The organism is Rhodoglobus sp. G.S.4 (assembly GCF_056619605.1).
Genome location: NZ_CM152748.1, coordinates 851,713 through 865,250, shown reverse-complemented (window position 1 = coordinate 865,250; position 13,538 = coordinate 851,713). Strand labels below are relative to the sequence as shown.

General features: G+C 60.2%; 10 protein-coding genes and 1 tRNA gene. 6 read left to right on the top strand and 5 right to left on the bottom strand.

Annotation, left to right across the window (positions count from 1 at the left end; all coding sequences use genetic code 11):
• Positions 1–30 precede the first annotated feature (30 nt).
• The 3 genes from AC061P_RS04210 (at position 31) to AC061P_RS04200 (ending at position 3,835) form a co-directional block, all read left to right on the top strand.
• Positions 31–819: a 3-oxoacyl-ACP reductase gene (locus AC061P_RS04210; protein WP_480391918.1), complete on the top strand. Its 789-nt coding sequence runs from the start codon at positions 31–33 to the stop codon at positions 817–819.
• On the top strand, positions 819–1,562 hold the full coding sequence (locus AC061P_RS04205; protein WP_449648590.1) for a FadR/GntR family transcriptional regulator: 744 nt from the start codon (positions 819–821) through the stop codon (positions 1,560–1,562). Before AC061P_RS04210 ends, AC061P_RS04205 begins: the two co-directional genes overlap by 1 nt.
• A gap of 68 nt (positions 1,563–1,630) precedes the next feature.
• The gene (locus AC061P_RS04200; RefSeq protein ID WP_480391917.1) at positions 1,631–3,835 is read left to right on the top strand and encodes a S9 family peptidase; all 2,205 of its coding nucleotides are present in this window, start codon (positions 1,631–1,633) and stop codon (positions 3,833–3,835) included.
• Positions 3,836–3,863: 28 nt separating this feature from the next.
• On the opposite strand, the gene nadE is transcribed toward AC061P_RS04200, so the two are convergent.
• Positions 3,864–4,688, bottom strand: a complete 825-nt coding sequence (gene nadE, locus AC061P_RS04195) for an ammonia-dependent NAD(+) synthetase (protein ID WP_480391916.1) — start codon at positions 4,686–4,688, stop codon at positions 3,864–3,866.
• A gap of 112 nt (positions 4,689–4,800) precedes the next feature.
• On the opposite strand from nadE, the gene AC061P_RS04190 reads away from it, so the two are divergent.
• On the top strand, positions 4,801–5,073 hold the full coding sequence (locus AC061P_RS04190; protein ID WP_480391915.1) for a hypothetical protein: 273 nt from the start codon (positions 4,801–4,803) through the stop codon (positions 5,071–5,073).
• Positions 5,074–5,104: 31 nt separating this feature from the next.
• Here the strand turns inward: AC061P_RS04190 and AC061P_RS04185 are convergent, their stop codons facing one another.
• On the bottom strand, positions 5,105–5,497 hold the full coding sequence (locus tag AC061P_RS04185; protein ID WP_480391914.1) for a VOC family protein: 393 nt from the start codon (positions 5,495–5,497) through the stop codon (positions 5,105–5,107).
• A 265-nt stretch (positions 5,498–5,762) separates the two neighbouring features.
• Between AC061P_RS04185 and AC061P_RS04180 the strand changes: the two genes are divergently transcribed.
• The gene (locus AC061P_RS04180; protein ID WP_480391913.1) at positions 5,763–7,640 is read left to right on the top strand and encodes a threonine/serine exporter family protein; all 1,878 of its coding nucleotides are present in this window, start codon (positions 5,763–5,765) and stop codon (positions 7,638–7,640) included.
• Positions 7,641–7,725: 85 nt separating this feature from the next.
• Here AC061P_RS04180 and AC061P_RS04175 read toward each other — a convergent pair.
• The 3 genes from AC061P_RS04175 to AC061P_RS04165 form a co-directional block, all read right to left on the bottom strand.
• A tRNA-Met gene (locus tag AC061P_RS04175) sits at positions 7,726–7,802 on the bottom strand.
• An 89-nt stretch (positions 7,803–7,891) separates the two neighbouring features.
• The gene (locus tag AC061P_RS04170; protein ID WP_480391912.1) at positions 7,892–10,777 is read right to left on the bottom strand and encodes a UPF0182 family membrane protein; all 2,886 of its coding nucleotides are present in this window, start codon (positions 10,775–10,777) and stop codon (positions 7,892–7,894) included.
• A gap of 123 nt (positions 10,778–10,900) precedes the next feature.
• A complete protein-coding gene (locus AC061P_RS04165; protein ID WP_480391911.1) occupies positions 10,901–12,013 on the bottom strand; it encodes a YlbL family protein in 1,113 nt (370 codons plus the stop codon).
• A 108-nt stretch (positions 12,014–12,121) separates the two neighbouring features.
• Between AC061P_RS04165 and AC061P_RS04160 the strand changes: the two genes are divergently transcribed.
• The gene (locus AC061P_RS04160; RefSeq protein WP_480391910.1) at positions 12,122–13,465 is read left to right on the top strand and encodes a zinc-dependent metalloprotease; all 1,344 of its coding nucleotides are present in this window, start codon (positions 12,122–12,124) and stop codon (positions 13,463–13,465) included.
• Positions 13,466–13,538 lie beyond the last annotated feature (73 nt).

Genomic DNA, 13,538 nt, shown 5'->3' with positions numbered 1-13,538 from the left:
ATTCACCCCTTCCCACTCAAGGAGCACCGAATGAGCATCACCCCTATCGACCTCACGCAGCGCCTCGCCGGCAAAGTCGCCGTCATCACCGGCGGCGCGAGCGGAATCGGTCTCGCCACTGCGCGCCGATTCGCTGCCGAGGGTGCAACCGTCATCATCGGTGACATGGACGAGACAACAGGTCTCGCGGCCACTGAGCTTGTTGGTGGCCACTTCATCAAGGTCAACGTAACCAACGAGGAACAGGTGAATGCGCTCTTCGATACCACCGCCAGCACGTACGGGTCAGTCGACATCGCTTTCAACAACGCCGGCATTTCACCGCCGGAAGACGACTCGATCGTCACTACGGAGTTGCCGGCGTGGGAGAAAGTTCAAGACGTCAACCTCAAGTCGGTTTACCTCTGCTGCCGTGCAGCCCTCCGCCACATGGTCAAGCAGGGCAAGGGCTCGATCATCAACACGGCATCCTTCGTCGCTATCATGGGATCAGCGACCAGCCAGATTTCCTACACGGCGTCTAAGGGTGGCGTGCTAGCGATGAGCCGTGAGTTGGGCGTGCAGTTTGCCCGGGAGGGAATTCGAGTCAATGCACTCTGCCCCGGCCCCACGAGCACTCCCCTCCTCCAGGAGCTTTTTGCCAAGGACCCTGAACGGGCCGCTCGCCGTCTCGTCCACATCCCCATGGGCCGCTTCGCTGAGGCAGAAGAACTTGCTGCCGCGGTTGCGTTCCTTGCTAGCGATGACTCATCGTTCATCACCGCGTCGACGTTCATCGTCGATGGTGGCATCAGCTCTGCCTACACGACGCCTCTGTAATGGATGAGCCGACCGGTCTCCACGGCGAGTTGCTGCTGCGCCCTGTGCGCGGGGGCAACTCGTTCGAGGAGACCGTTCAGCGCCTCCTCCAGACGGTTCGTCTCGGGCTCGTCGCTCCCGGCGAACGGTTGCCCGCCGAACGGGAACTCGCCACGATGCTCTCGGTCAGCAGAGACACCGTGCGTGACGCTATCGCCTCGCTCAGCGACGCTGGCTATTTGGTGTCTCGACGCGGTCGCTACGGGGGAACGTTCGTCAGCGATGTTCTGCCGACACATATTCCGGGAACAGCTCACGACGATGCGCTCGAACCGGCACGCGACCTATCCCCGGAAGCTATCGAAGACACGCTGACCCTGCGAGAAATTCTTGAAGTCGGAGGGGCGCGCCACGCAGCGGGTCGTGCCCTCACCCAGAGCGAGCGCGAACTGCTGTGGCTGAGTCTTGCTGAGGCGAATGCCGCCACCGATGAGGAATATCGCCGCCTTGATTCGCGCTTCCACCTTATGATTGGCGAACTTGCCGGATCTGCCTCGCTAACACCGCTCATCGCAGACGTGCGCATGAGGGTGAACGAACTACTCGACAACATTCCCTCGCTCGGCCCCAACATCGCGCACTCGAACGCTCAGCACGAGCAGATCGCTATCGCTATCCTGACCGGGCGACCTGACGCCGCGGCACAAGCAATGAGCGAACACCTAGCAGGGACTGCTCTCCTGCTACGCGGGTTCCTCGAGTAGCAGTTACTCGTAACCAATTCGGTCTCCTGTCGTGCCCGCTACTCAGAAATCGGGCATACGCTGAAGGCATGCTCACCCCACCTGAAGCCGCAAAGGTTCCTACCGAACGCATCCAGCATGGCGACCACTACGTCGACAATTACGAGTGGATGCGCGACAAAGAGAGCCCCGAGACCCTCGCGCATCTCCATGCCGAGAATGCCTTCACATCGGCCCGCACGAGTCACCTCAGTGTGTTGCAAGAGCAGATCTTTGAGGAGATCAAGGCCCGCACGCAGGAGACCGATCTGAGCGTTCCGGTTCGCCGGGGTCAGTGGTGGTATTTCAGCCGCACTGAAGAGGGCAAGCAGTACCCGATCCACTGCCGCGCACCGATCGCGGATGCCACTGACTGGAATCCCCCGACGATTGCCGAGCCTGCTGCTGGTGCGGATGCTGCTGGCGTTCCCGCCACGCTCCCGGGCGAGCAAATACTCCTCGACGACAACATCGAAGCTGAGGGTCACGACTTCTTCAGCCTTGGCTCGTTCTCGCTCAGCGACGACGGAACGCTGCTGCTCTACGGCGTCGACACTGAGGGCGATGAGCGCTACACGTTGCGCGTGCGCCAACTCGGTGACTCCGCTGCGGCAAGCACCGCGAGCAGCGCCACTGACGCGGACGCCGTCATCCGCTTCAGTGCAGCCAATGACCTGCCTGACGAGATTCCGGGCACCGCGGGCGGCGCGCTTTGGGATGCCACGGGCAAGTATGTCTTCTATACGACGGTTGATGATGCGTGGCGCCCCGATACCGTCTGGCGCTACGAGCTGGGCACTGCTGCGGCATCCGCGGTGCAGGTTTTTCATGAACCTGACGAAAGTTTCTGGGTGGGCGTTGGTCGTTCACGCAGTGGCAAGTATGTGGCGATCGAGGCAGGCTCGCGCCTGACGAGCGAGACGCGACTGCTCGACACGAGCGACCCGACCGGCGAGTTCGAGATTGTCTGGCCGCGCGAAGTTGGCGTTGAGTACGACGTCGAGCATGTTGTGGTTGGCACGCAAGATCGACTGCTGATTGTGCACAACAAGGACGCAATTAACTTCGAATTGGTCAGTGTTGCGGCGGCGGATCCCCTCGGCGAGCGCCGCGTGATCCTCCCCCACAACGAAGCAGTGCGCCTCGAGGGTGTGGATGCCTTCAAGGACTTCGTGGCAATCGAGTACCGTCGTGAAGGCCTCACTCGTGTGGCGATCGCAATCGTTCCGAAGAATGGCGGACGGTACGAAGACATTCCCCACGAGCTGAAGTTCGACGACGAACTCTTCACCGTTGGCCTCAGCTCAAACCCCGAGTGGAACCAGCCGAGCATCCGCCTCAGCTATGGCAGCTTCGTGACACCGACGATCGTGTACGACTACCTCGTAGATGACAACGAGCTTGTCATGCGCAAACAGCAGCCGGTGCTTGGCCGCTTTGACCCCGCGCTGTATACCCAACGTCGAGAGTGGGCCACCGCCTCCGACGGAACTCGCGTGCCGATTTCACTCGTCTACCGCAACGACCTTGTGGTGCCAGGAACCCCAGCACCGACCGTGCTCTACGGTTACGGGTCCTATGAGATCAGCATCGACCCCGGCTTCGCTGTCGGCCGCCTCAGCTTGCTCGACCGCGGCATAGTCTTCGCTGTCGCTCACGTGCGCGGTGGTGGCGAACTGGGTCGCACGTGGTACGAGGGCGGCAAAAAGCTCCACAAGCGCAACACGTTCACCGACTTCGTGGCGTGCGCCCATCACCTCATCGACACCGACGTGACCGCCAGTGACCGCCTCGTCGCTGAGGGCGGAAGCGCCGGCGGCTTGCTCATGGGCGCCGTCGCGAACCTTGCACCGCAACTGTTCTCGGGTATCCTCGCGGTCGTCCCCTTCGTTGACCCCCTCACCTCGATCCTCGATCCATCGCTGCCGTTGACGGTCATCGAATGGGATGAGTGGGGTGACCCCCTCCACAATGAGGAGGTTTACTACTACATGAAGTCGTACTCCCCCATCGAGAACGTGCACGACACCCACTACCCGCGCATCCTTGCAGTGACGTCGCTCAATGACACCCGCGTGCTCTACGTCGAGCCAGCCAAATGGGTTGCCCGACTGCGCGAAGTGGGGGCGGATGCTCTGCTCAAGACCGAGATGGCGGCCGGCCACGGCGGCGTCTCCGGTCGCTACGACGCGTGGCGCGAACGTGCCTTCAACTACGCGTGGATGGTGGATGTGACGCGCGACTCGCGAGGCTGATCGCGCTCTCCACAGGCGGACTAGCGCGCTATTCGGTCCACCACTCGTCGTACATTGACACGGGAACGGTGCGCTTGTGGCGCGTGTTGAGGTACTTCGTCTCGATCTCCACGGCGACGTCGGCAGGCACGTCGCGGCCCTCGAGGTAGTCGTCGATGTGGTCATAGGTGACGCCGAGGTTGGCTTCGTCGGCCTGGCCCGGCGTGTGGTCGAGCAGGTCAGCGGTGGGAACTTTTTCGTAGAGGCGCTCTGGCGCCCCTAGCTCAACGAGAAGCTGCTTGCCCTGACGTTTGGTGAGCGCCGTGAGAGGCAAGAGGTCGGCACCGCCGTCGCCGAACTTGGTAAAGAAGCCCGTGACTGCTTCGGCCGCGTGGTCTGTTCCGACTACAAGGTAGCCGAGCTGCCCGGCGATGGCGTATTGCGCCACCATGCGCTCGCGAGCCTTCACGTTGCCCTTGTTGAAGTCCGTTATTGGCTCCCCCAGGGCATCCGCAAACTCGGCTGCGATGCCGTCGACGGCTCGCTGGATGTTGAACGTCACTTCGCGGTCCGCTTCAATAAAGTCGAGCGCCAGTTGCGCATCGTCCTCGTCGTGCTGCACCCCGTGCGGCAGTCGGACGGCCACAAACTGTGCCTCGGCACCCTCCGCGCGCAGCTCTGCAACGGCGAGTTGGCACAGTCGGCCGGCGAGCGAGGAATCCTGCCCGCCGCTGATCCCCAACACGAGACCCTTGGCGTGTGATGCCTTCAGGTATTCCTTGAGAAAGTCGATGCGCATGCGGATCTGCTCACCAGCGTCGATCGTGGGTTGGGTGTTCAAGTCGTAGATGATGCGCGCCTGCAACGGAGTCATACGTTAAATCTAACCCTGCGACACCTCATTAGGATTGTTCACTTTTGCTGCGCCGCGAACTAGCAGCGGGTTAGTCTGAAACTGTTACGCCCACGAAACACAGGAGCCCAGGATGATCGACCAACTACTTCGCCCCAAGGTTGCCTTCTGGGCGGGAGCTGCCCTTACGCTCGCCAGCTTCATTGTGTTTAACTTTCTGCTTCCGGCCCTGTACCTCGCCATACAGTCGATCTACTTCCCCATGACCCAGCAGTTCGTCGGGGCTCTCACCGCGGGGGTTGAATCTCTCGGCCAACTTGCACGCCTTTTCGGCCCCGCTTTGGTGGTTGGTGCGCTCATCCTTCTGAAGATCGAACGTTCGGCTGCAACAACGCCCCTCGCCTAGATCTACGAGGCGTCTGAAACTCGCGCGTGAACTAGCCGAGCTCTTGCGCAATTTCCCAAGGAAGCCCTGACGGGTCAAGAAACACCGCAGTGCGGCGGCCCCACGGTCGATCAATGGGGCCGTTGACGAGGTCAACGCCCCGCTCGCCCAGAGCAGCACACACGGCATCTACATCGGCCACATTCACCGTCAACATCACGGATGCCGCGGCCCCCGATTTCGCGATCGGTTCTGGTGTTACGAGCGCTGGGGCTTCTGTTCGCGCCAACACGTTGATCACGATGGCACCGATGCGCAGTGCGACCGAGACTTCGTCTTCGAAGAGGATGGGCGCCCCAAACACTGTCGTGTAAAACTCCCGAGATGCCGGAATGTTATCGGAGAACACGGTAATGGCTTCAACATTGTCAAGCGAGCTGATCATTGGTCTTCCCTTTCCTTAGCAACGCAATCTCCAGAACATTACTCAGGCATGGTGGTCCCGGCCGGTTTTACATAGCTGCGCACGAATCCCGAGCCCCGGAGTGGGCACCACTTTAACCCCGAGCAGCAGTTAACCGTGAGTCACGTTGACGATCGTGCAGGGGCGGGGCACACTTCGTCAATTCGTTGGCAATTCTTGGCTGTCTCGACCGATTGCGCGTACGTTTCATAGAAGCTGGTTCGCTAGAGGAGGATGTCGACTGCCTATGGGAGACTCTCTGCGCCGCCTCAGCATTGTCGTACTTCTCGTGGTTGCCTGCGCCGGAAGCGTTCCCTCCCTTGCTGTTCCCGCTTCAGCTACCGTCCCCGTGTTAGCGGCTGCAGCGGGGAGTGCCCATTGGCCTACTCACGCCGCAGGATATGCGACGCCGATGACCACACCGGTAACGGCAATCGATGATCCGACCGATCCCGTCGCCCCCGTTCCCGGAGAGACAACCCCAACCCCCGCCCCTGTCCCTACGGGCGCACCAACGACCACTCTTCCTCCGGTTTCAACGCAGACTCCGACTCCGACACCGACAGACACTCAGGCGCCGACCCCGACCGATAGCCCAACGCCTACCGAGACGCCCGCCGTTGACGAAGCGGACGAAGTCATCCCCCTCCCGTCGATTCCGCCCAGTATCGCGACCACAAACGTGTCGCTCACGTCACTGCTCATTGCAGTCGCTGTGCTCGCCGGCAGCATCCTCGTACTGTGGCTTGTGCTTCGTCGACGTTCCAGCGCCGCTGCAGCCACCACCGCGACCTCGTCACTCACCCGGGCACAGCCTGCGACCATCGTGCTCGATTCACTGGCGGATGTCGGCGAAGTCATGATCGATAGCGGCTACCCCGTGAGTATGGTGCGGACCGCCTTGCACGATGTTGCAACCGCGAACGGGTACTCCTCAGCGGAAGTCGTTGTCTTCCCGACAGCGCTGTTTGTATCGCTTGATGACAACGGCGCCACTCTTACGCGAGCAGTATCGGCCGGCGGGCAGTCCTACCTCCTCCACCAGGTAGACGTAATTGATCGCGTAGTGAAAGTGGGTCGGGTTCGTTCCGGTTCGAGCGCGTGGGTCACGCGGCAGCTGACGAAAATGCGGGAGCTCGCACCGCCATTCACCAGCGCCCAACGCGTGCTCGCCTATGCCCTCACCACCGGCGCAATCTCCGTGCTCCTTGGCTCATCCTGGCTCGGAGTCCTCATCGCGGCACTCTTAGGCGCCGGCGTCGGCACACTACTCTTACTCAGCGAACATCTACCGGCAAGCTTCAACGCCCTCGTGATCGTCGGCGCGGCCCTCGGATCGTCACTGATCGTGCTGCTGGCTGCCCGTGCCGCAGATGATCCTGGAGTCCTGCCTTCTCTGGTGGCTCCGGTCGTCATCTTGCTCCCCGGAGGTCTACTGACCACCGCCGTCATCGAGCTTGCCACCGGGCACATAATGTCGGGGTCCGCACGCGCAGCTGCGGGAGCAATGCGACTGTTGCTGCTCGCCGTAGGGATCGTCTCCGCCGCAGCCCTCGTCGGCGTTCCCGCACTCGAGCTCACCGCCACCAGCGAACCGCTGGGCCCCATCGCACCCTGGGTTGCTGTTGCCGTGTTCGGCGTCGGGATCACCATCTACCAGTGCGCCCGACCAACATCGATTCCGTGGATCCTGCTCGTGCTCTACGTTGCCTACGGCGCGCAGGTGATCGGTGACGTGCTCTTCGGCGGAGTGCTTTCCGCGCTCATCGGCGCGATCGCCATGACTCCGGTTGCCGTACTCGTGGCCAGACACCGCACCGGCCCTCCCGCGATTGTTAGCTTCCTTCCGGCATTCTGGTTGCTCGTGCCTGGCGGGCTCGGACTCGTCGGAGTCACCGAGGTACTGGGCGGAAACGATGGCAGCAGCACCTTGATCACGATGCTCGGCACCATGATCGCCATCGCCCTCGGTGTGCTCATCGGACTCGCCGCATCCAGTGCATTCCGCGATCGCAGACTGCCGAACCTTTTCGATTTCCTCGAACCTGTTCCTGACGCCGACCGTGAGACGCAACCGGTTCCGACTAAGACGCCGCGCCAGACGAAGGATCCCGAGAACACGTAAGTCGCCCAGGCACCGATCTCGCTCATGTCACTTGCGTCGCTTAACGCAAAAGTCCCGGTCTCTTTCGAGACCGGGACTTTTTACGTGGTTGCGGGGACAGGATTTGAACCTGCGACCTCTGGGTTATGAGCCCAGCGAGCTACCGAACTGCTCCACCCCGCGGCGTGCTTAAAGACTAACACAGGGTGAACGGTGCCAAAACCGAACTCAGCGGGCTCGCAGTGTGCTGCGGCCCGCTGAGTCAGAATCGGCTACTGGATTGCGGCGATTGCCCGCTCGATTGCGGCGACCATTTCCTTGTCAGCTTCCGCTGCGGCAACGAGGTCGTTAGCGGCGTAGGCGGCGTTGCGGTCAGCAAGTGCTGCCTTGTAGTCAGCAAGTGCCTTGTCGAGCACGGGGTTGTCACCCGGCGTTACTGGGTCGACAGGCGCATCCGGATCAACAGAGGCATCGGGGTCAACGGGAACTTCAGGATCTACCGGAACCTCACCATCGCCAGCTTCAGCACCAGAGTCTCCACCGAACAAGGTGTCGAGCGCCTGATCGAGAGTGTCCTCGAAGGCAATCTCATCACCGAATGACACGAGAACCTTGCGCAGTAGCGGGTACTGCGTTCCGCTCGTTGACTGCACGTAGACGGGCTGCACGTAGAGCAGTCCCCCACCAACCGGCAGCGTCAGCAAGTTACCGAGCTTAACCTCAGTCTCACCGCGCTGGAGCAGAGCCAACTGGTTGGCAACAATGGTGTCAGTGTTGAAGCTGTTCTGCACCTGACCTGGACCCGGGATGGTGTCCTTCTTCGGCAGGTTCAGCAGGGTCAACTTGCCGTAGTCGGGCCCAGCATCCGAGTTCGCCGTGAGGTAACCGGTGAGAACGCTTCGTGTTGCGTCCGCGCTTCCCTTAGGAATGAACGTCGAGTAGAGCGTGAATGCGGGGTCTTCCGTTCCCGGTACCTGCATTGTCAGGTAGTAGGGCGGCTGAAGCGAACCAGTTGTCGAAACCGGGTCTTCAGGGCTGACCCACTGGTCATCACTCGAGTAGAACGAGCCGGCATCCGTCACGTGGAAGGAACCCAGAATCTCGCGCTGCGCCTTGAACAGGTCAGAGGGGTAGCGCACGTGATCCAACAGTTCAACGCTCATGTCGCTCTGCGGAAGCAAAGTGTTCGGGAAGATCTTGTTCCACGTCTTCAGAACAGGATCAGCGTCATCCCAGGCATACAACTTCACCGAGCCGTCATAGGCGTCAACAGTCGCCTTGACCGAGTTGCGGATGTAGTTGATGTCATCGAGCGCAAACTGTGGTGCCGGTGTGTTGGTGTCGGCAATCGCGCTAGACAGTTGCTCGACCTGTGAGTAAGGGTAGTTTGCGCCCGTCGTGTAGCCGTCGACGATCCATACAATGCGACCGTCCACAATGGCCGGGTACACGTCTCTATCGACGGTGAGGTACGGGGCAACCTTCTTGACGCGGTCGAGAGGTTCACGGTCATACAGAATCTGCGACTTCTCAGTAACAGCTGACGAAAGGAAGATCTGCTCCGACTGGAACTTGATCGCATAGACAAGCTTCTTGAAGATGTTGTCTAGTACCGGTCCGCCGTCACCCTGGAACGTGGTAGTCGCATTCTGGTTGCTATCTTCGCCACCGGACGGGTAGTCGAGCTCAATGTCGTCTGAGCCTTCAGGCGCACCAACGATCGAGTACTCCGGAGACTTCTCACCGAAGTAGACACGAGATTCGAAGTCGCCTAGTGCACCGGTGCTGGGGATGCCAGACTGCAGGAAGACGGGCTGGCCGTCAGCGGCACGCTGGTTACCGAAAGCCGCAACGACGCCATAGCCGTGGGTGTAGACGACAGCATTGTTGTACCACGATTGCGAATCGCCAAGTCCAGACTGGTTGAGCTCGCGGACCGCAATAACGGTGTCTTGAGTTTCGCCATCAATTTCGTAGCGGTCGACATCGAGGTGGCTGTCGAACTGGTAATACTGCTTGAACTGCTCGAGCTGGGCAAAGGCCTGCGGCGCGATAGCAGGGTCAAGAATTCTAATATTCGCCGTGGTCGTTGCGTCTTCACGCAACGCCCCTGGTTCAGCATCGGTAGTGGCGCTATAAGGAATCTCTTCGACATCAGCGACACCGTACGCGTCTCGAGTTGCCTGAATACTTCGATCGATATATTCGGCCTCGTAGGTGCGCGCGTTGGGATCTACCTGGAAGCGCTGAACGACCCACGGGTAAAGGTTTCCGACGACGAGACCGCTGATCAGCAAGAGTGCTGTACCGATCATGGGCAGTCGCCAGCGGCCGATGATGGCCGTAACAATGAAGAGAATCGCGACGATTGCCGCGATGCCGGCGAGAATCGCGCGACCGGGGATGGTGGCATTCGCTTCGGTGTAGCTTGCACCGGTTTGCAGGAAGCCTTGGCTCGCCGAGTACAGCGTCGTGTACTGGTCAAGCCAGATGCTGACGGCCTGAAGGGCGAAGAAGAGGCCTGCAGTAATAGCCAACTGGATGCGTGCCGAACGCGAGATGCGAACCTCACGACCATGCACGCTGAGAGCACCGTAGAGGTAGCTCGTAGCAAGTGCTCCGACGAAGGAAACCAGCAGCACTGCTGAAGCGAAGCCAACGATGCCGTGATACATCGGCAGTTCGTAGAAGTAGAACCCGATATCAAGGTTGAACTGGGGATCGACCTCGCCGAATGACGTGCGGTTCAACCACTGAAGAGCCACCGGCCAGCTACCGGCTGCCGAGACGCCACCGAAGATTCCCAAGAGCACGGGGATGCCGACCATGGCGAGCTTGCGCAGCGGCTCAACAACCTGCTGGTAGCCCTCGAGTTGCGCATTGAGCTTCGCGTAGATCGGGCGGGCGCGGAAGGCAACGAGCAGGCTGATACCCACCGGAACTGCCATCGCCACAAATCCGATGACGAACATTACGGCGTTGGCGATCCACTGGGTGGTGAGCACCTCAAGATACCCAGCCTGGTCAAACCAGAGAACGTCCGCATAGAGATTGGAGAACAAGAAGAAAGCAACAACAATAACGGCGAGAATTATCGCCGTAATCGTAAACGCAGACCTCGTCTTGCTCGGTGGGGCTGATTGGGTTTGGCTCGACACAGTACTTCGCTCCTGAAATTGGGGGCCTAGAGGTATCTTAAAGGTCTTTCATGGGCGTAGGGCAGATGATCGCTCTCAGCGTGACTCACGGCAAAGCTCAGGGCAACGATCATTCAGTTGCGCTCAGCTTGCATCGCACGACGGTAGCCCGGCTCCGCTTAGCCCAGCACGAATGCTGGCAAGCGCAACGAGGGCATCGTTGAGATCGTCGATTGCATAAACGGTGAGGCCCTTGGGGATGTTTCCCACAACCTCATCGCAGTTTTCGATGGGCGCGAAGAAGAAGCTCGCTCCTGCTCCACGGGCTCCATACATCTTTTGTTGGATTCCACCGATGGGGCCCACATCGCCGCTTGCGGTGATTGTTCCGGTGCCCGCGATTTCTTCGCCGCCGTTGATTGCACCGGGGGTCAGCTTGTCAATGATCCCGAGCGCAAACATCATTCCCGCACTCGGACCGCCAACGTTTTCCAACTGAATTTTGACATCAACGGGGAAGTTATAGGCACTACCGACAATTACCCCAATTACTGCAATCGGATCGTCACCCTCAGTGAGGGTCGGGATGATTTCTGCCGTCTGCTCTTCGCCATCACGTTCAAAGACCACCGTGGCTGGCTTCGTCGTGCCATTCGCGGCAATCTCATCGCGAAGGCCGGTGACGTCAGCGAAAGTCTCGTCGTTTACTGACCGGATGATGTCGCCAGCCTGCAGCACGCCATCCGATGGTCCACCTGCGCTCGTCTCAGCAACCGTGAGCGTTGCATCGAATTCGTAACCGCGTTCAGAGAGGGCGGCAGCGATCGCTTCCTGCTGCGAGCTTTCCATCTGGATGCGGCCAGCTTCGGTCGACTCTTCGATGGTCACGCCGACCGGATAGACAGCTTCGACGGGCACAATGGCGCGACTGCGATCGAAGAAAGCTGCGCCAACCTCGAACCAGCTGAGTGGTGAATCCGGGTTTCCCCGCACGTTCACGGTGAGCATGTCGAGCGCGCCCTTAGTGGGATACGTCGTCTCGACCGGGATCTGGATAAGCGGCACCTGCGCGCCCTCGATTTCTACGTCACCCAAGGTGTCGTAGACGGGGCCGGGTTGCTCGATGATGTACGGCGATGGAACGAGTGTTGCTAGCAGCGTGCCGATGAGCGCAACACTGAGAATCAGCCATCCTAGCCAGCCACTTCGGGCGCGGCGCGATGACGGTTCGGGACGATTATCAGTAAACAGGGCCACCTAGGTCCTTACGGGGTGGAAGCGGTGTTCGCCACAGGCGCACGGTAAGAGTTACTAGCCTAGGTCAAAATTCAGCCGCGCACGGCATCGAGCGAGTAGCGTTAAAACATGGCTGACGATGCTGACAACAATTCCGAAGACGAGTTCCGCGACATGATGCGCGAGTTCCTCTCCGGTGATGGTGAAATCGATCCGGCGAAACTTGCTGCCGCCGCGGGGCTCCCGAACGACCCCGCCATGATCCAACAATTGCTCAGTCAACTGCAGAATGCCTTAGGCAAGAGCGGCGATGGGATCAATTGGGACATCGCCCTAGAGCAAGCCAAGAACCTTGCTTCTCAGAGCACCGTGGTTTCCCTTCCCGCCGAGCGTTCCAAGCTCGAGCAGGCGCTCCACGTTGCATCGCTCTGGCTCAATGAGGTCACAGATATCTCCGAACTCACGGTAGAACCTAAGCTTTTGAGCCGCAGCGAATGGGTATCAATCACGATGCCGATTTGGACCCAGCTTGCCGAGCCGGTGGCAAACTCAATCGCCAATTCCCTCACCGATGTTCTCAAGCAGAACGCGCCAGAAGAGATGAACGAAATGCTTTCCGGCGCAAGCAAGGTGATGCGCGACATCGGCGGCACTCTGTTTGCTATGCAACTTGGCCAGGTCGTCGGCCAGCTCTCGAGCGAAGTCGTTTCTGGTGGCGACATTGGCATCCCGTTGCTCGATGAACAGCAAGCAGCTCTTATCCCGCAAAGCGTCTTCGCTTTCGGTAATGGCCTCGACATTCCCGATGAAGAGGTGCACCTGTATCTGGCAGTGCGAGAGCTTGCTCACGCCAGGCTGTTTCGGCACGCACGGTGGCTTCGACTGCAATTGCTCACGTCGATCACGGCGTACGCCCACGACATCCACATTGATTCGAATGCGATTGCTGAGCTTGCGAGCGGTTTCGACCCGAATAATCCTGAAGAGCTGCGCGACGCTATGACTAACGGTTCGCTGATTCCACCGAAGAGCGAAGAGCAGCGCGAAGCACTTGAACGGCTAGAGACGGTGCTTGCACTTGTCGAAGGATGGGTGGATGTCGTTACCGCAGCAGCGACCACGCGCTTGCCTGCCCGCGGTGCGATCGCCGAGACCGTGCGTCGACGCCGAGCATCCGGGGGACCTGCAGAATCCGCCTTCGCTACTCTCGTCGGCCTCGAGCTTCGACCACGCCGGTTGCGTGAAGCAGCCGCGATGTGGCAACACGTCAGCGACGAACTTGGTGCAGAGATGCGCGATTCGCTCTGGTCACACCCCGACGTGATGCCGACAGCCGCAGATATTGACGACCCCGCTGCCCTTGTTGCTCGACTCCGTGACGGTGGCAGCACGCCAGACGACATCGATCAGGCCATCGACGCGCTTCTTAACGACGAATCCGGAGACCGCCCCCACGAGGGCGACAACTCCTAATTCACGAGCCGGGTAGCGCCGACATCGGGAACTCTCGTTGCGCTGTGGAATCTTCGCACTGACCGCTCGTACA

Excerpts from the sequence above, each read along its gene's own strand:
- AC061P_RS04210 (WP_480391918.1), top strand. The coding sequence starts at position 31 with ATGAGCATCACCCCTATCGACCTCACGCAGCGCCTCGCCGGCAAAGTC.
- AC061P_RS04205 (WP_449648590.1), top strand. The coding sequence starts at position 819 with ATGGATGAGCCGACCGGTCTCCACGGCGAGTTGCTGCTGCGCCCTGTG.
- AC061P_RS04200 (WP_480391917.1), top strand. The coding sequence starts at position 1,631 with ATGCTCACCCCACCTGAAGCCGCAAAGGTTCCTACCGAACGCATCCAG.
- nadE (WP_480391916.1), bottom strand. The coding sequence starts at position 4,688 with ATGACTCCGTTGCAGGCGCGCATCATCTACGACTTGAACACCCAACCC.
- AC061P_RS04190 (WP_480391915.1), top strand. The coding sequence starts at position 4,801 with ATGATCGACCAACTACTTCGCCCCAAGGTTGCCTTCTGGGCGGGAGCT.
- AC061P_RS04185 (WP_480391914.1), bottom strand. The coding sequence starts at position 5,497 with ATGATCAGCTCGCTTGACAATGTTGAAGCCATTACCGTGTTCTCCGAT.
- AC061P_RS04180 (WP_480391913.1), top strand. The coding sequence starts at position 5,763 with ATGGGAGACTCTCTGCGCCGCCTCAGCATTGTCGTACTTCTCGTGGTT.
- AC061P_RS04160 (WP_480391910.1), top strand. The coding sequence starts at position 12,122 with ATGGCTGACGATGCTGACAACAATTCCGAAGACGAGTTCCGCGACATG.